This window comes from Microbacterium saccharophilum (genome assembly GCF_007992455.1).
GTDB lineage: Bacteria > Actinomycetota > Actinomycetes > Actinomycetales > Microbacteriaceae > Microbacterium > Microbacterium saccharophilum.
In genome coordinates this window covers 1-17251 of record NZ_BKAH01000003.1, presented here as the reverse complement: position 1 = coordinate 17251, position 17251 = coordinate 1, and the positions used below count along the sequence as shown (strand labels likewise).

At 74.2% G+C, this 17251-nt stretch carries 14 protein-coding genes; 3 read left to right on the top strand and 11 right to left on the bottom strand.

The window, feature by feature from the left end; all coding sequences use genetic code 11:
- Positions 1-77 precede the first annotated feature (77 nt).
- Positions 78-1043 carry a LacI family DNA-binding transcriptional regulator gene (locus tag MSA03_RS03855; RefSeq protein ID WP_147049948.1) on the top strand — a complete coding sequence of 322 codons (966 nt, stop codon included), beginning with the start codon at positions 78-80 and terminating at the stop codon, positions 1041-1043.
- 233 nt (positions 1044-1276) lie between these two features.
- Here MSA03_RS03855 and galE read toward each other — a convergent pair whose 3' ends face one another.
- The 10 genes from galE to MSA03_RS03805 form a co-directional block, all read right to left on the bottom strand.
- On the bottom strand, positions 1277-2254 hold the full coding sequence (galE, locus tag MSA03_RS03850; protein ID WP_147049711.1) for a UDP-glucose 4-epimerase GalE: 978 nt from the start codon (positions 2252-2254) through the stop codon (positions 1277-1279).
- Between the two features lie 90 nt (positions 2255-2344).
- Positions 2345-3133 (bottom strand): alpha/beta hydrolase, encoded by a 789-nt coding sequence (locus tag MSA03_RS03845; protein WP_147049710.1) that lies wholly within the window; start codon positions 3131-3133, stop codon positions 2345-2347.
- Positions 3130-5361, bottom strand: coding sequence for a beta-galactosidase (locus MSA03_RS03840; protein WP_147049709.1), 2232 nt, complete (start codon positions 5359-5361; stop codon positions 3130-3132). Before MSA03_RS03840 ends, MSA03_RS03845 begins: the two co-directional genes overlap by 4 nt.
- The gene (locus MSA03_RS03835) at positions 5361-6329 is read right to left on the bottom strand and encodes a serine hydrolase domain-containing protein (RefSeq protein ID WP_147049708.1); all 969 of its coding nucleotides are present in this window, start codon (positions 6327-6329) and stop codon (positions 5361-5363) included. The genes MSA03_RS03840 and MSA03_RS03835 overlap by 1 nt, the downstream gene beginning before the upstream one ends.
- A 19-nt stretch (positions 6330-6348) precedes the next feature.
- Complete coding sequence (locus MSA03_RS03830) at positions 6349-7809, bottom strand: aldehyde dehydrogenase (NADP(+)) (protein WP_147049707.1); 1461 nt, start codon at positions 7807-7809, stop codon at positions 6349-6351.
- A 27-nt stretch (positions 7810-7836) separates the two neighbouring features.
- Positions 7837-8898: a mandelate racemase/muconate lactonizing enzyme family protein gene (locus tag MSA03_RS03825; protein WP_147049706.1), complete on the bottom strand. Its 1062-nt coding sequence runs from the start codon at positions 8896-8898 to the stop codon at positions 7837-7839.
- Positions 8895-9794, bottom strand: coding sequence for a 5-dehydro-4-deoxyglucarate dehydratase (locus MSA03_RS03820; RefSeq protein WP_147049705.1), 900 nt, complete (start codon positions 9792-9794; stop codon positions 8895-8897). The genes MSA03_RS03825 and MSA03_RS03820 overlap by 4 nt, the downstream gene beginning before the upstream one ends.
- Positions 9761-10717, bottom strand: a complete 957-nt coding sequence (locus MSA03_RS03815; protein ID WP_147049704.1) for an NAD-dependent epimerase/dehydratase family protein — start codon at positions 10715-10717, stop codon at positions 9761-9763. The genes MSA03_RS03820 and MSA03_RS03815 overlap by 34 nt, the downstream gene beginning before the upstream one ends.
- The gene (locus tag MSA03_RS03810; RefSeq protein WP_147049703.1) at positions 10714-12051 is read right to left on the bottom strand and encodes a Gfo/Idh/MocA family protein; all 1338 of its coding nucleotides are present in this window, start codon (positions 12049-12051) and stop codon (positions 10714-10716) included. Before MSA03_RS03810 ends, MSA03_RS03815 begins: the two co-directional genes overlap by 4 nt.
- A gap of 553 nt (positions 12052-12604) precedes the next feature.
- The gene (locus tag MSA03_RS03805) at positions 12605-13606 is read right to left on the bottom strand and encodes a LacI family DNA-binding transcriptional regulator (protein ID WP_147049702.1); all 1002 of its coding nucleotides are present in this window, start codon (positions 13604-13606) and stop codon (positions 12605-12607) included.
- A 145-nt stretch (positions 13607-13751) separates the two neighbouring features.
- On the opposite strand from MSA03_RS03805, the gene MSA03_RS03800 reads away from it, so the two are divergent.
- Positions 13752-14717, top strand: coding sequence for a M24 family metallopeptidase (locus tag MSA03_RS03800; protein ID WP_147049947.1), 966 nt, complete (start codon positions 13752-13754; stop codon positions 14715-14717).
- 27 nt (positions 14718-14744) lie between these two features.
- Here MSA03_RS03800 and MSA03_RS03795 read toward each other — a convergent pair whose 3' ends face one another.
- Complete coding sequence (locus MSA03_RS03795; RefSeq protein WP_147049701.1) at positions 14745-15422, bottom strand: rhamnogalacturonan acetylesterase; 678 nt, start codon at positions 15420-15422, stop codon at positions 14745-14747.
- 52 nt (positions 15423-15474) lie between these two features.
- On the opposite strand from MSA03_RS03795, the gene MSA03_RS03790 reads away from it, so the two are divergent.
- The gene (locus MSA03_RS03790) at positions 15475-17250 is read left to right on the top strand and encodes an ABC transporter ATP-binding protein (protein WP_147049700.1); all 1776 of its coding nucleotides are present in this window, start codon (positions 15475-15477) and stop codon (positions 17248-17250) included.
- The last annotated feature ends 1 nt before the right edge of the window (position 17251 follow it).

Below are 17251 nucleotides of genomic sequence, written 5' to 3'. Positions count from 1 at the left end.
ACTGCTATGTTATCGTCAACATCGGCCGATCCGGATGGCCGGGCGGGCAAGGAGGAGTCGTGGAGCGACGCGTGTCGATGGCGGATGTCGCCGCGATCGCCGGCGTCTCCGGACAGACCGTCTCGCGCGTCGTGAACGGCAGCCCGCGCGTCGACCCCGCGACGAGGCGGCGCGTGGAACGCGCCATGGTCGAGCTCGACTACCGTCCGCACCGCGCGGCGCGCGCGCTGCGCACGGGCCGCACCGACACGATCGGGCTCGTCGTCTCGACCCTCGCCACGGTCGGCAACTCGCGGATGCTGCAGGCCATCGCCGCTGCCGCCGCCGAACGCGGCTTTGCGCTCACCGTCGTGACGGCATCGGGTCGGGATGCCGTCGCCCAGGGCTTCGCCCGTCTCCACGAGCAGGGCGTCGACGGGGCGATCGTGCTCAATGAGGCGACAGCGCTGGCCCGCGGCGTCGAGGTGCCGCGCTCCCTGGCCCTCGTCGTCGTCGATTCCCCGCCGGACGACCGATACGTCGTCGTGCAGACCGACCACGCCGCCGGCGCGCGCGCCGCGACCGCGCACCTGCTGGCACTCGGGCACGCCGCGGTGCACCACCTCGCCGGCCCCGCCGGCTCGTTCGCCGCCGCCGAGCGCGAGCGCGGCTGGCGCGACGCGCTGGCCGCGGCCGGGATCGCGGCCCCGGAGCCGCTGCGCGGCGACTGGTCGTCGGCATCCGGTCACGCTGTCACCGCCGCGCTGCCCGCCGACGCGACGGCGCTCTTCGCGGCCAACGATCAGATGGCACTCGGGGCGCTGCGCGCGCTCGCCGACACCGGCCGGCACGTACCCGGCGAGGTCAGCGTCGTCGGCTTCGACGACGTCGCCGACGCGGCCCAGTATCTGCCGCCCCTGACGACGGTGCGTCAGGACTTCGACGCCCTCGGCGCCGCCGCCGTCGCCGCGCTCGTGGGCGCGATCGGCGGGGGCCGCGGCGAGCCTCTCGCGCTCACGCCCGTACTCGTCGAGCGCGCGAGCACGGCGCCGCCGCCGGTCTGAGCCGAGCGCCGCGTCGATCCGGGTGCCCGGCGGCGGATTCCGTGCGCCGATCGGACCCAACGGCGGATTCCGTGCATCGTCCGGATACCCAACGGCGGATTCCGTGCCGGGACGGCTCACCCTTGCAGGCGCTCGGTGCGCCGAGGCGACGATCTCCGCCGTTCGGTCGCGTAGCTGGCCCGACCCCGTCACCGGGGGCCGCGCGCGAGCACGGCGCCGCCGCGCGGCTGGCCTCAGCCGGCGTTGCGGCGCGCGTCCCAGCCCGAGCGGACCATCTCGTCGACGGTGTACCGGTTCTGCCAGTCCAGGTCGCGGGCCGCGAGCTCGCCCGTTGCGACGATGCGGTCCGGGTCGCCGGGGCGACGGGCCGCGATCACCGGAGTGAAGTCGATCCCGGTGACGCGGGCCATGGCATCCATGATCTCGCGCACGGACAGGCCGTTGCGGGAGCCGAGGTTGTACGCGGCCTCGACGGGTTCGCCCGCCATCAGGCGCTGCGCCGCGACGACGTGAGCCGCGGCGATGTCGGCGACGTGGACGTAGTCGCGGACGTTCGTGCCGTCCGGGGTGTCGTAGTCGGCGCCGTTGATCTGCGGGGTCTCGCCGGCCAGCAGCTTCTCGAACACGATGGGGAAGAGGTTGTGCGGGCTCGTGTCGTAGACGCTCGGGTCCCCCGAGCCGACGACGTTGAAGTAGCGCAGCGATGTGTGCCGCAGGGGGCGGTCGTCCGCGGCCGTGGCGACGGCCTGGTCGCGCAGGAGCCATTCCCCGATGAGCTTGGATTCGCCGTAGGGGGATGCGGGGCGCTTGGGCAGGTCCTCGGTCACGAGCGGCACGTCCGGCGTGCCGTAGACGGCGGCGCTGGAGGAGAAGACGATGTTCGGCACGCCGGCATCCGCCATCGCGGCGAGCACGGCGCGCGTGCCCTCGACGTTCTGCGCGTACGTGTGCAGCGGGCGCGTGACGGAGACGCCCGCGTACTTGAAGCCGGCGACGTGGATGACGCCCTCGACGGCGTGCTCGCGGAGCGTCCGGGTGACGAAGGCCTCGTCGAGGATCGTCCCCTGCGCGAAGGGCACACCCTCGGGCACGAAGGCGGCGTGGCCGCTGGAGAGATCGTCGATGACGACGGGCTCGATGCCCGCCGCGGCGAGGGCACGGACGACGTGCGCCCCGATGTATCCGGCACCACCGGTGACCAGCCAGCTCATTGCGCTCCCGTCGAACGATCTGTGTTTACGTCAACATGCTAGCGCACCGGGCCACGCCGGGCCACGCCCCCGCTCGGGTGCGGGCGGCGGCTACGCGCCGGCGAGTCGCCGCGCGAAGCGCGCGAGGGTGACGGATGCCGCCGGCTCGTGCGGCCGGTTCAGGTGGCCGTGCTGCGTCCCGGTCTCCGTGACGACCTCGATGTCGCAGCCCGCGGCGCGGAGCGCCGCGGCGTACACCTCGCCGGAGACCCGGAGTTCGTCGACCTCGCCGTTGACCATGAGCGTCGGCGGATGACCGGCGAGCTGCGCCGGGCGCGCCGTCCCGGGCACCGCCGGCACCGGAGCACCGTCGACGGGGCCGCCGAGTAACCGCTCGTACATGCCGCGGACGGCGTCCGGTCCGAAGCGATCGGCGTCCGGGGCGGCGTCGAGCGCGGCCCGCAGTTCCCGCCCGGGGGCCGGCTGCACCGCGAGCAGCGTCGGATACGCGAGCAGCACGAGGTCGGGGAGTTCCCCGGCGCCGTCCGCCAGCATCCGCAGCACCGCGCCCGCGGCGAGGTTGCCGCCGGCGCTCGCCCCGCCGATCGCCGTCCGCGTGATCCCCAGGGCGGACCGCCGCGCGAGCATCCAGTCCCACGCGGCGAGGACGTCGTCGGACGGCGCCGGGTACCGGCATCCCTCGCCCACCAGCCGGTAGTCGACGCTCACGACCGTCGTGCCGCCGGCGGCGAGGGTCCGTGCGACATGATCGGCCTCCGGCATGTCGAGGTCGCCGGCCGCGAAGCCGCCGCCGTGCATCCAGAGCAGTCCGCTGCCGTCGCCTGGGGATGCCGGGTACACCCGCACGAGCCCGTCGGCCGCGGTGTACGGCGCGCTCACGCGGGCACCTCGGTCCAGTCGCCGCGCGAGCGCACCGTGACGGCGTCCACCGACGCGAGCGGAGCGCTCGCGGTCGAGAGGCGGGCGGCGGCGCCGGCGGGGAGCGCGATCGTCGTCTCCGGGGCCAGGGGCAGCACGTGCAGCGTGAGCTCCGCATCCGGTTCGATGCCGGCGTCGCTCAGCGCAACGCTCCACCGCGTGCCGTCCCAGAACCGGTCGTCGACGGGGATGCCGTCGCACCGCAGCTGACCGACGTCGCCCGCCCAGTCGATGTCCAGGACCGCGTCGCCGTCGAACGCCTCGGGCGGCACGGTCAGCGCGAACACGGCGGCGTGCGCGTCGAACGTCTCGGCGTCGGGGGCGCTGTGCCGCCGCTCCGCGAACCCGTAGTCGGCCGGTCCCGGCACCGCATCCTGCACCGGCTCGACCGTCACGGTCCGTCCGAGGATGCCGCCCGCACCGGCGTCGATCCGCCGCCATGCGCGTGACGGCGGGTCGTACTCTCGCACGCCGGCGCCGCCCGGCCGCGCGTGCACCGTCCCGTCGCCGCCCCACGCGAGTTCCGCCTCGCTGAGGAGCAGGCGCCGCCGGCCGGACGGCAGGTCCGGCACCCACGGGTGCTCGCCGGCCGGCAGGACGAGAAGATCGAATCCGCCCACCCGCACCGGTTCGACCCCGGGGATGACGTCCATCACGGCCCCGTCCACCGCCACCTCGACGGGGATGCCGGCGTCCGCGACGAGGACGAGGGTCGGCACGCCGCCGGGCAGCAGCGTCACGGCGGAGGCCGTCGCCCAGTCCAGGCGCGAGCCGCCGAGCGTGAGGCCCACGGGCCATCGCGCCAGGGTGCCGGCCGGGATGTCGACGGGACGCGAGGGCAGCACCGTCGTCCCGGCATCCGTCACGATCCGCAGCTGCACGCCGAGCGCGTCCGCGACGGGCTCGTGCGGCTGATGGTGCGAGATGACGACGAACCCGGCGTCGCCGTCGCAGCGCAGCGCCCACCGCAGGGTCGTCCGGTCATCGAGGCCCGTCGGCGGATCGTCGGGCAGGGACGAGGTCATCCCGCCGAGCAGATGTCCGAACGCGGCGAGGAACGAGTGCTGGTCCCGCAGCAGCGGGTACGCGTCGGCCGGGTCTCCGGACTGCCCGATCGGCGCGTGGAAGTCATAGCCGAGCTCGGGCATGTCGTTGGGGTAGCCGGTGGCCTGCGTCTCCTGCATCCCCGGGCCCGGGTTGCGGCCACCGCCGTACATGAAGTACCCCTGCCACGCGGAGCCGTTGCCGATCTTCACGTGCGCGAGCGCCGCGATGTCGCGCCCGGTCAGCACGGGGCGGCGGTGGTAGGCGGTGGCCATGCCGCTGCCGAGCTCGCAGGTCGCCGGCGGGAAGCCGTGCAGATCGGCGGTCGCGCTCGCCGCCGCGAACCCCTGCGCGTCGCGGACATCGGCTCCCACGCCCGGGTCGTCCCAGTCGTGGGACGGGAAGAAGTGGGCGCGGAACGTCGGATGCCACGGCTCGCCGGGGTCGACCCAGAACCCGTCGGCGTACCCGCCGAACAGCGGCAGCACCTCGCCGGCCGGCAGCTGCGCGCCGCCCCACGCGGTCGCCGTCCACAGCGGCGCGGCGATCCCGGCCTCGCGGGCGAGGCGCTTGAGCGTGCGGAGGTGCTCCGGCCGGTCGTACAGCTCGTTCTCCAGCTGCACCGCGATGACGGGCCCGCCCGGCTGCGCGCGGCCGCCCAGCGCGTCGGCGAGCTGCCCGAACCACTCGCGGACGAGGTCGAGGTACCGCGGATCGTCGGAGCGATGACGCACATCGAGGTTCTGGACCCAGTCCGGGAAGCCCCCGTTGCGCGCCTCGCCGTGCACCCACGGTCCGATCCGCAGGGCGACCTCGAGGCCGGCATCCGCACACTCGTCCAGGAAAGCGCCGACGTCGAGGTTCCCGTCGAGCCGTGCGACGCCCGGGGCGGGGGAATGGTGCAGCCAGAAGACGTAGGTCGAGGCGACGCTCACGCCGCCGGCGCGCAGCTGACGCAACCGCTCGCGCCATCGGGCGCGGGGAAGCCGGCTGTAATGGATCTCGCCGGAGACCGGCACCCACGGCACCCCGTCGCGGAGGACGGCGCGATCGGTGACCGCGAGTCCCCGCGCCGCCTCGGCCGGTGCGGGTAGCGGTGTCGGAGCGGGCGGCCCAGCCCATCCGCGGTGGTGCACGGTCCGCATCACAGCGCTCCGATGATCGCGTTGTCGATGGCGTCCGCGTCGACGGAGGCGTGGTCGGCCCGGTTGGTCAGCAGCACCCAGGCCACCCCGGCGGTCGGGTGCACCCAGAACTGCGTGCCCGCCCACCCGCCGTGGCCGTACACGTCGCGGTCGATGAGTCCGGGGGCACGGGAGCGCAGGTTCCAGGTGAACCCCCAGTCCTGGCCGCGTTCGGCCGGGTACGGCTCCAGGCGCGGGATGGCGCCGGTGAGAGGACGCAGCATCATCGCGAGGGTGGCGGGCGAGAGGATGCCGCCGCGCTCGCCGCCGCCGATCCGCAGCAGCGCCGAGCCGAGCCGGAGCAGGTCGTCGGCCCGCCCGGCGAGGCCGGCGCCGGGGTTGCGCAGCGCCGCGAACCGCGCCATGTCGAGTCCGGCCGCTGCCGCGTCGGCGATGAGGTGCGCGTCGCTGTGGTCGAGACTCAGGCCGTCTGCGCCGATCTCGGCGGCCCAGGCGGACACCTCGGCATCCCATGCCCGCCCCGTGGCGTGCTCGACGAGCGCCGCGATGCCCTCGAATGCGAGCGTCGAGTAGCGCGAGGCGGTGCCCGCGACGAAGTCGCGCCCGCGGCTGAGCAGCTCCGTCCGCAGCGGAACCGCCGTGTCGAGGGGCGGTTCCGCGATGCCCGAGGTGTGGCTCGCGAGGTGCCGGAGCCGCACGACGTCGTCGCGTCGCGCGCCGAACTCCGGCAGCGCGGTGGTGAGCGGGGTCTCCGGCGTCAGCTGGCCACGGGCGATCGCGCGGGCGGCGGCGATGCCGAGGAGCGGCTTGGTGATGGAGAAGAGCGGATACCGGTCCTCGGCGGACGCCGGGCCGAAGGCCTCCAGCGCGACCGTGCCGTCGGCGCTGGCGACGCCGAGGACGGCGGTCGGCAGCCGGTCGTCCGCGACGTGCCGGCGGACGAGGTCGAAGGCGGTGGAGAAGGTCATCGGATCAGGATGCCAGTGCTCAGGATGCCACAGGTCCGGGCGGCAGGGTCAGCACGCCGTTCCGCCGGTGCGGCAGGCGCGCGAGCACCCCGTCGCGGAGCACATCGGGCAGCAGGCGCTCCGGGGCGTCCTGGTAGGCGACGGGCCGCAGGAATCGCCGGATCGCGGTCGCCCCGACCGACGTGTGCAGCGACGTCGTGGCCGGCCACGGGCCGCCGTGCTGCTGCGACCAGGTCACCGCGACGCCGGTCGGCCAGCCCGCGAACAGCACGCGGCCGGCGCGGGCCTGCAGCAGTTCGAGCGTCTCGGTGACCTGGTCGCCGTCCTCGGCGTGCAGCGTCGCGGTGAGGCTGCCGGGCACGGCGCGGAGCGCGTCGTGCAGCTCGTCGTCGGTGTCGTACTGGACGAGGAGCGTCACGGGGCCGAACACCTCCTCCAGCAGGAGCTCGGCGCGCGCGACGACGGCGGTCGTATCGGTCGCGAGCACGAGGGGGCGAGCTCCGTCGGCGGTCTCCGCGCCGCGGGCGACGATCTCCACGGCGGGGTCGGCGGCGAGGCGGTCGACCCCCTCGGGGAAGGCGGCCGTGATGCGGTCGGTGAGCAGCCGACCGCCCGTGGTCCCCGCCGTCGCCGCCGCGACGGCGTCCTCGAAGCCCGCGCCGCGCGGCACGAACACGACACCGGGCTTCGTGCAGAACTGCCCGACGCCGAGCGTGAACGACCCGGCGAGCCCCGTGGCGAGCGCGGCGCCGCGCGCCGCGACGGCGGCGCGGGTCAGCACGACCGGGTTGACGCTGCCCAGCTCGCCGTAGAACGGGATGGGATCGGCGCGCCCCGACGCGAGGTCGAACAGCGCCCGCCCGCCGCTGAGCGACCCGGTGAACCCGGCCGCCTGGATCACCGGATGCTGAACGAGGGCGTTGCCGGCCTCGCGGCCCTCGATGAGCGCGAGGGAACCGGCCGGGGCGCCCGCGGCCTCGAGGGCTCCGGCTGCGATCTGCGCAGTGCGGCGGGACAGCTCGGGATGCCCGGAGTGGGCCTTCACGATGACGGGATTGCCGGCCGCGAGCGCGGACGCGGTGTCGCCGCCGCACACCGAGAAGGCGAACGGGAAGTTCGAGGCCGAGAAGACGGCGACCGGACCGACCCCGACGAGGAGGCGCCGCAGTTCGGGCCGCGGCGGTGTGGCGGCGGAGTCGGCGTCGTCGACCGTGAGCTCGAGGTATGAGCCTTCCTCGACGACGGTCGCGAAGAGGCGCAGCTGTCCCGTCGTGCGGCCGACCTCGCCGCGCAGTCGTGCCTCGCCGAGCCGGGTCTCCCGGTCGGCGAGGGGGACGAGTTCGTCGGCGTGGGCGTCGAGGGCGTCGGCGAGGGCGCGCAGCCAGCCGGCCCGAACGGCCTGGGTGGACGTCCGCCACACGGGCGCGGCGGCCCTCGCGGCGGCGACGATCTGCTCGAGGTCTGCGGTGCTGGTGCTCATCGCGGGTCCTTTCCGGGGGATCTCGTGTCAGGCGAAGCGGAGGCCGAGCCCGACGTGCGTCGTCTCGGTGAGACGGCCGGCGGCGATGCGGACCGGTGACGGGCCGTCGAGCGCACCGAGGTCGCCGAAGCCGGCATCCTCGACGTCCTCGACGAGCACCTCCTGCGGGAGGGTCAGTGCGAGCTGGCCGGACAGTTCCGGCAGCAGGTGCGGGTGCACGGCGGCTCCGGCGTCGGCGGCGATCGCCGCGATGCGCAGGAACGGGGTGATGCCGCCGACCCGCACGATGTTGGGCTGGACGATGTGCGCGGCTCCGGCGCGGAGGAACTCCGCGAACCGGTACTCCGTGTGCAGGTTCTCGCCGAGGGCGATCGGGATGCCGGTGCGCCGGGCGAGCTCGGCGTGCCCGGCGAGGTCGTCGGCGCGCAGCGGCTCCTCGATCCATGCGGGGGCGAACCGGGACAGCTCCTCGAGGCTCGCGGTCGCGCGCGCGAGGTCCCACCGCTGGTTGGCGTCGATCATGAGGTCGCGGTCGGGGCCGAGCACCTCGCGCACGGCCGCGAGCCGGTCGACGTCCTCGGCGAGATCGGGCTTGCCGACCTTGACCTTGACGGCGTCGAAACCGGCCTCGACCCACCGGCGCACCTGGGCGACGAGCTCCTCGAGCGGGTAATGCAGGTTGACGCCGCTGCCGTACGCACGCACGCTGTCGCGGCGTCGGCCGAGCAGGTGCGAGACCGGCAGGTCCGCGGCGCGGGCCGCGGCATCCCACAGCGCCAGGTCGAGCCCGGCCAGCGCGATCGTCGTGATCCCCCCGCCGCCGGCTTCGTGCAGGTGCTCCCACGCCGCGCGCCACACGGCCGACGGATCGGCCGACTGCCCGGCCGCGAACGACGCGATGTCGTGCTGCAGGAGCGCGAGGACGGCTTCCGCGCCGATCTGCGGCGTCCAGGAGAACCCCCAGCCCTCCGCTCCGTCGGTGCGCACGACGTGCGTCGCGATCACCCCGACGCTCTGCACGTCGGCGCCCCACGGCCGCCGGAGCGGCACGCGGATCAGGCGCGCGTCGAGGGCGGCGATCTCGCTCACACGAGGGCCCGTCCGGCGTCCAGGATCTCGGCGAGGCGACGCTCCTGGTCGGGCGTCGGGTCCACGAGCGGGGCGCGGACGCCGCCGACCGGCAGCCCGCCGAGGCGCAGGCCGGTCTTGATGAGGGAGACGCCGAAGCCCGCCGTCTCGTCGCGGAGGGCGACGAGCGGCGCGTAGAACCCGTCGAGGAGGGCGAGGCGCCGGTCCTCGTCGCCGGCGGTGTAAGCGCGGTAGTAGGCGTTCGCCACCTCGGGGATCATCGCGAAGGCGGCTGACGAGTACAGGGGGATGCCGATGCCGCGGTACGCCGCCTGGGTCAGCTCCGCGGTCAGCAGGCCGTTGAAGAAGAGGAAGTCGTCACGTCCGGCATCCGCCACCGCCCGCACGATGAGCTGCGCGGCGCCCACGTCGCCGACCCCCTCCTTGAAGCCGATGACCTTCGGGTTCTGCGCGAGCCGGCGCATCGAGGCGGGCGTGAACTGCGCGTTGCCGCGGTGGTAGACGACGACGGGCAGGTCGGATGCCGCGGCCACGGCCTCGACGTACGCGACGAGGCCGGCTTGCGGGCCGCCCACGAGGTACGGCGGCAGCACGAGCAGCGCGTCCGCGCCGGCATCCGCTGCCGACCGCGCGACGTCGATCGCGTGGCCGAGCGGTCCGCCGGTGCCCGCCACGACGGGCACGGCGCCCGCGACGGTCTCCGTGGCCGTGCGCACCACGAGGGCCGCCTCGGCGGTGGAGAGGGCGTGGAACTCGCCCGTGCCGCACGCCGGGAAGATGCCGCCGGGCGCGTGGGCGAGTCCCGTCGCGACGTGCGTGCGCAGCAGGTCGACGTCGACGCGGCCGTCGGCGTCGAAGGGCGTCACCGGGAAGAAGAGGATGCCGTCGAAGTCCATGTCGGCGCGTCCTTTCGGTCGAGGTCGGTCGCGGGCAGTTCGCTCCGCCAGGAGTGGGTGGGTGCCCAGCCGAGGAGCCGCCGCGCCTTCGCGTTCGAGAACGCCGACGTCGTGCCGGTCAGCACGGCGGCGACCTCGTCGGTGCCGGGGAAGAAGCGCGGCACGAGGTCGGCGAGGGGCTCGCGGGCCAGCGCATCGTCGGCGGCGACGAAGAACGTCTCGGCATTGGGGATGCCGGGGAGGGCCTCGAGCAGGCGGTCGCAGAAGGTGGCGACGTCGCGCGCATCGACGTAGTTGAACACGGCCGGCGCGGACAGCGCGGGGTCGTCGAGGCGCTCGCGCACCGTGTGGCCCTGCTGCGTCGGGGCGCCGGCCCACTCCTCGGGCGCGATGACGTAGCAGGGGCGGAACGCGGCGAACCGGATCGTGTCGCCGGTCTGCCGCGCGTACATGCGAAGCGTCTGCTCGATGAGGTGCTTCGACAGGGCGTACGCGTTCCACGGCGCGGGGGCGGTGTCCTCGTCGAGCGGGAAACGGCCCGGCACCCACCCCGTGGGGGCGCCGTAGCCGAGCACCGTGGGACTCGACGCGGCGACGATCTTCGGGATGCCGGCGGCCACGGCGCCGCCGAGCACCGAGATCGCGAGCATCGCGTTGGTCCGCATGATGACGTGCTCGGGCGCGCTGAAGGGCACCGCGATCGCGGCGAGGTGGATGAGCGCGTCGGCGTGCGCCTCCTGCAGAGCGTGTGCCGTGGCATCCGCGTCGGCGAGGTCGATCGCGACCTGCGCGACGCCGGCGAGGGCGGGGTCGTCGGACCGCGTACGGTCGAACGAGACCACCTCGTGCCCGGCGGTCGCGAGGCCGGAGACGAGGCTGCGGCCGAGCCGCCCCGCACCCCCGGTCACGACGATGCGGCTCACGCGTGCTCCCGGGACAGCAGGCCGATGCCGAGGTCGGCGACATCGACCGGGAGGCCGGTCGCGAGCGACCTGTTGCCGGCGATGCCGACCGAGATCGAGCGGACGCCGTCGGTCCAGTCGGCCGGCCGGGCCAGCGGGTCATCGCCCGGGCCGACGAAGACGTCGCGGAGCAGCAGAGCGTCGCCGCCGCCGTGACCGCCCTCGCCGCCGTCGAGCGGGACCTCGACGGCCTCCTCCCAGTGCCGCTGGACCAGCAGGCGCTCCGTCACCGGGCGCAGTGAGGTGCCCGCGCCGGCGCCCGTCGCGCTGGGGTCGAGCACGGGGTGCAGACCCTCGTCGGCGAGGACGGCGCCCCGCTCGACGACATCCAGTTCGGCGCGGCCGAGCGTGCCGTTGACGGCGACCCGGTAGCCCTCCCAGGGCGCGTGGGCGTTGAGCGAGTACGACAGGGTCGCGCCGGAGGCGTAGTCGACGACGAGCGCGAGGTTGTCCTCGATCGTGATGCCCGCGCCGAACACGTCGCGGTCACGGAGGTAGCCGTCGTGCTGCTCCGCGTCGAGGTAGAGGGCCTTCAGGCGCGGGTCGTCGCGCAGGTCGAGCTCGAACGGGTCGTGGTCGCCCTCGTGCGTGCCGCGCTCGGGGCGCGCGCCGGTGCCGCGCACGGCGGCGTTCGCGGCGCCGTAGAAGCGCAGCCCGCCCGAGGCGTAGACGCGGCGCGGTGCGGAGTGGATCCACCAGTTCACGAGGTCGAAGTGGTGGCTCGACTTGTGCACGAGGAGGCCGCCGGAGTGGGCCTTCTCCCGGTGCCAGCGGCGGAAGTAGTCGGCGCCGTGTTTCGTGTCCAGCATCCAGGAGAAGTCGATCGAGGTGACCTCGCCGATCGTGCCGTCCTGGATGACCTGACGCAGGGCGCTGTTGCGCGGCGCGTAGCGGTAGTTGAAGGTCAGGACGACGCGGCGGCCGGTGCGCGCGACCGCGTCCTCGATCGCGGCGGCGCTCGGCGCGTCGATCGTGAGGGGCTTCTCGACGACGACATCCGCGCCGGCGTCGAGGGAGCGGACGATGATCGGCGCATGCTGGTCGTCGCGCGCGCAGACGATGACCCGGTCGACGCGCCCGGCCGCGATCATCGCCTCGAGATCGTCCGGATGCCACGTGCTCGGCGCCGCGTGCCCGGCGGCGGTGACGCGGTCGACGTACAGCCCGGCGCGCACCGGGTTCGGCTCGCAGATCGCGACGAGCTCCGCGCGGTCGGCGTACTCGCCGGTGATCGCATCGACGTACATCTGGGCGCGGTGGCCGGCGCCGACGAGGGCGTACCGGGTGCGGGTCATGGCTGCTCCGAGTCTCAGGAAACGTTTTCTCAGGCTAGCACGCGCGGCGTGGCGGTTGGTGGGGGCGTCGAGTCGAGCCGACGGTGGTTCGACGATCGATGCCGCGCGCGAGCAGGGCCCCGCGCGATTCGGTGGCGCCGAATGGTGGGTTGCGCAGCCTCACACCCGCACTTCGGCGCGGCTCAGCGCGCGCCCGGATGCTCACCCGCGCCGAATGGCGGGGCGCCTCGCCTCGCACCCGCAGTTCGGCGCGGATGAAACTGGCGGCCGTGAGGACGGCGGCGCGGGCGAGCGCGAGCTTTCACCCGCCCCGAATGGTGGGTCGCCTCGCTCTGCACCCGCACTTCGGCGCGGATGAGCGGCGGCCCGGATGCTCGCGCGCGCCGAATGGCGGGTCGTCCGGCCTCGCACCCGCAGTTCGGCGCGGCTCAGCACGCGCCCGGATGTTCACCGGCGCCGAATGGCGGGTCGTCCGGCCCCGCACCCGCAGTTCGGCGCGGCTGAAACATAGCGACCGCGAACCGCGCGAGCGCCCCGGGTCGGCAGCCGAGACTCAGGATGCGGGAGGCGCGGCGGTACTCGCCCGCACGACGACCTCGGGGGTCAGCACCGACGACGCGGGCGCCGGGTCGCCCGCCAGCAGTGCGCTCATGGCATCCCACGCCCGGCGCCCGAGCTCGGCGGCCGGGACGGCGGCCGTCGTGAGCGGCGGGGCGGTGTACCGCGCGAACGGGATGTCGTCGAAGCCGACGACCGACAGGTCCTCGGGCACGCGGACCCCGCGTGCGGCGACGGCGGAGAGAAGCCCCATCGCGACGAGGTCGTTGAACGCGAGCACTGCGGTCGCGCCGGTCGCGCGCACGGCGTCTGCCGCCGCGGCGCCGCTGTCGAAGTCGACCCCGGAGGGGAGTTCGAGGATCTCCAGATCGGGATGCGCCGTGCGCGCCTCGGCGAGCGCTGCCCGCCGGGCCGCGCCGGACGCGCTGCCGACAACGCCGGAGAGGAACACGAGGCGGCGGTGCCCGAGCCCGTACAGGTGGGCGACCAGCTCGGCCATCGCGGTGCGGTAGTCCGCAGCGACCGTGGGCGCGCTCTCCTGTGGCGGCCGGTTCACGACCACGACCGGCGCGAGCGTCGGCAGCAGTTCGGCGAGCTCACCGGCGGGGAGGCGCGGGGCGCACAGGATGACGCCGTCGGTGCGCCGCCGGGTCGTCTCGGCGAGCGCGCGCTCGGTCTCGACCTGCTCGGCCGAATCGGCGATGAGCACGTGGTAGCCGTCGTCGGCCGCCGCACGGCTGAGCCCGCGGAGGATCGCCTGAAAGGTGGGGTTGGCAAGATCCGGGATGACGACGGCGATCGTCTGCGTCCGGCCGAGCACGAGGCTGCGGGCCAGCGGGTTCGCGCTGTAGCCGAGCTCGGCGGCGACGAGGCGCACGCGTTCGGCCATCGCGGCATCGACGGAGGCGTTGCCGTTCATGACGCGCGACACCGTCGACAGCGAGACGCCGGCGGCACGCGCGACGTCGGTGATCGTGGCGCGCGAGGACTTCGTCATCGATGCCTTCCCGTCGTCGTCTCCGGCCATACTAACGAGAAAGCGTTTTACGACAGGAGTCCGGATGCCGCCGTCCGCCGCCGACCGTCTGGTCAAGCAGTCGCGCCTCGCGGCGATCCGCGCGTCGATCGGCGCCGATGCGCTCCTGCTCACCTCGCACGAGGCGATCGGCTGGTACCTCGACGGCATCCGCACGCACGTCTCACTTGCCGGTCCTCCCGCTCTCGCGGTGATCGCGGCGGATGACGGAGACACCCTCTTCGTCGCGGCCAACGAGGCCGACCGGCTCGCCGCGGAGGAGCTTCTCCCCGCCGACGCCGACCGGATGATTCGCGTGCCATGGCAGACGCCGCCCGCCGTCGCCGCCGCGGCCGCCCGCGCGTCCGTCCCCGAGGCCGGGGTCGCGGCGGCGCTGCGCGCGGCCCGGGCGAGCCTGCTCCCCGGTGAGGCCGCCCGCTACCGCGCTCTCGGCCGCGAGACCGCCGAAGCGCTGACCGACGCCGCCCCGCTCCTCGGGCCCGACACCACCGAACGGGGCGCCGCGGCGGCGCTCGCCGACCTCCTCGTCCGGCGCGGGATCGATCCGCTCGTCCTGCTGGTCGCCGGCGCGCCGCGGCTGGCGCACCGGCATCCGCTCCCTACCGACGGACCGTTGGGGGAGCGCGCCATGCTCGTCGTCTGCGGACGCCGGCACGGGCTCATCGCCAACGCCACTCGCTGGGTGGGCGCGGCGGGTGCCGATGACGACCGGATCCTCGAGGTGGAAGCCGGCTTCCTCGCCGCGACACGGCCGGGGATGCGGTTGGATGCCGCCTTCGCCGCCGGATGCCGCGCCTACGGCGCCGCAGGCTTCGAACCCGACGAATGGCAGCGCCACCATCAGGGCGGACCGACCGGCTACGCGGGCCGCGACCCCCGCGCGACAGCCGACACCGCCGACCTCATCGTCGAGCAGCAGGCGTTCGCGTGGAACCCCAGCGCCCCCGGCGCGAAAGTCGAGGACACCGTCCTCATCGGCACGGGCGGAGCAGAGGTGCTCACGGTCGATCCGCGCTGGCCGACGGTGACGCAGGCGGGACTCGACCGCCCGACGGCGCGACCGTTCGACTGAGCGCGCCGGCGCCGGCCCGACCCCGCCTCAGCTGACGGGCAGCGTTCCCTTCGCGGGCTGGTCGCCGTCGCGGCGTTCGATCGCGCGCAGCGCCCGCGCCACGAATGCGGCGATCGCGCGGGCGCCCTCGACGCGGAAGTGCGTGTCGTCGGCGAGTCCGTCCGGCCATGCCGCGGTCTCGCCGGGCGCGTAGTGCGAGAGCAGGCGTGCGGATGCGGCATCCCCGAGGTGCTCGTAGAGCCACGTCGTGAAGACGGTGAGGTCGATGAGCGGCGCGTCGATCTCGGCGGCGAGGTCGCGCACGGCGTTCGGGTAGTCGCCGTGGGTGGGGGTGATCCGGCCGGCGTCGTCGAACCAGCGACGCTCGCACGACGTGCACAGCACGGCCCGCGCACCCCGGGCGCGGACCTCCTCGACCATCGCGCGGAGGCGGTCGGTGTAGCCGCCGCGCGAGGCGAGCATCTCCGGCTCCTTCTGGTCGTTGTGCCCGAACTGGATCAGCACGGTGTCGCCGGTCGCCACCTCGGCCATCAGCGTCGCCCACGATCCGGATGCCAGAAACGTCTCGGTCGTGGCGCCGCCGAACGCGAGGTTCCGCACCGGAGCGCCCAGCGACTCCGCGAGGAAGTGGCCCCAGCCCGACATCGGCTCCTCGCCGGCCTTCATCGGCGCGACGGTCGAATCGCCGGCGAGGTGGTAGGTCATTCGTTCTCCCGAGCTCTGGTGCCGCGATGGCGGCGGCGCATACCATGGCAGTGTGCCACGGATAGCGCTTTCCCATAGTGTCGACCTCATCGACGGCGCGCACCCCGCGCGCACCGTCCTGCGCCTGCTCGCGCGCCGCCCCGGCCGCATGACGCTCGCGATCCTCGCCTTCGCGATGAAGGAGATCCCGCTCTGGTTCCTCCCGGTCATCACGGCGTCGATCATCGACATCGTCGCGACCGACGGGCCGGTGTCCTCCGTACTGTGGTGGTTCGCGCTCGCGGCCGTCCTGCTGCTGCAGAACTACCCGAACCACCTCCTCTACACGCGGAGCTTCATGACGGTCGTGCGCGACACCGGCGCGGACCTCCGCAACGCGCTCGCGGCGCGGCTGCAGAGCCTGTCCATCGGCTATCACACGCGGGTCAGCTCCTCCATCGTGCAGACCAAGGTCGTCCGCGACGTCGAGAACGTCGAGCTCATGCTCCAGCAGGTCACGCATCCGCTGCTGTCCGCCGTCATGGTCATGGCCGGTGCCGTCTCGATGACGGCGCTCGCGGTGCCCCAGTTCCTGCCCGTGTACGCGCTCGCGGTGCCGATCGCCATCGGCATCCGCTACGGCATGCGCAACCGGTCGAAGGTCCGCAACGAGGTCTTCCGCCGCGAGGTCGAGACCCTGTCGGCGCGCGTCGGCGAGATGGCCTCCCTCATCCCCGTCACCCGCGCGCACGGCCTGGAGGGCACCGCCGTCACGCGCGTCACGCACGGGGCGGAGGGCGTCCGCCGCGCGGGGCTGCACCTCGACATGCTCAACGGTCACGTCGCGTCGATCTCGTGGGTCGCGATGCAGCTGCTCGGCGTGGGGTGCCTCGTGCTCGCCGCCGTGTTCGCGCTCACCGGCATCCTGCCCATCACCCCCGGTGAAGTGGTGCTGCTGTCGACGTACTTCACCCTCCTCACCGGCGGCCTCACGCAGCTGCTGATGCTCATCCCGGTCGGCGCGCGCGGCCTCGAGTCGGTGCGGTCGATCGCCGAGGTCATCCAGGAGCCCGACCTCGAGCAGAACGAGGGCAAGCGCACGGTGGATGCCGTCGACGGCGCGGTCCGCCTCGAGCGCGCGACGCACCGCTATCCCGGTGCCGAGGACGACGCCCTGCACGAGATCGACCTCGACGTCCCGGCCGGGACGACGGTCGCGTTCGTGGGTTCGTCGGGATCGGGCAAATCGACGCTGCTGAACCTCGTGCTGGGGTTCGTCCGCCCCGCGAGCGGGCGGATCCTGCTCGACGGCCGGGACATGCAGGAGCTCGACCTCCGCACAGTGCGCCGGTTCGTCTCCGTCGTGCCGCAGGAGTCCGTCCTGTTCGAGGGGTCGATCCGCGACAACATCGCGTACGGGATGCCGGAGGTCGCGGACGAGCGGATCGCCCAGGCCCTCCGCGACGCGAACGCGTGGGACTTCGTGCAGGCTCAGCCCCAGGGCTGGGACACCGTCGTCGGGGAGCGCGGCGCGCGCCTCTCCGGCGGGCAGCGGCAGCGTCTCGCGATCGCCCGCGCGCTGGTCCGCGACCCCCGCGTCCTGCTGCTCGACGAAGCCACGAGCGCCCTCGATCCGGAGTCGGAGGAGCTCGTCAAGGAGGCGCTGGACCGCCTCATGACCGGCCGCACGACGCTCGTCGTGGCGCACCGCCTCTCCACCGTGCGGCGCGCCGACCGCATCGTCGTGCTCGAGCACGGCCGCATCGTCGAGCAGGGCCCGCACGACGAACTCGTCGCGGCCGGGGGCCGATACGCGCGGCTGCACCTCACGCAGGCCGGCCTGGTCTAGC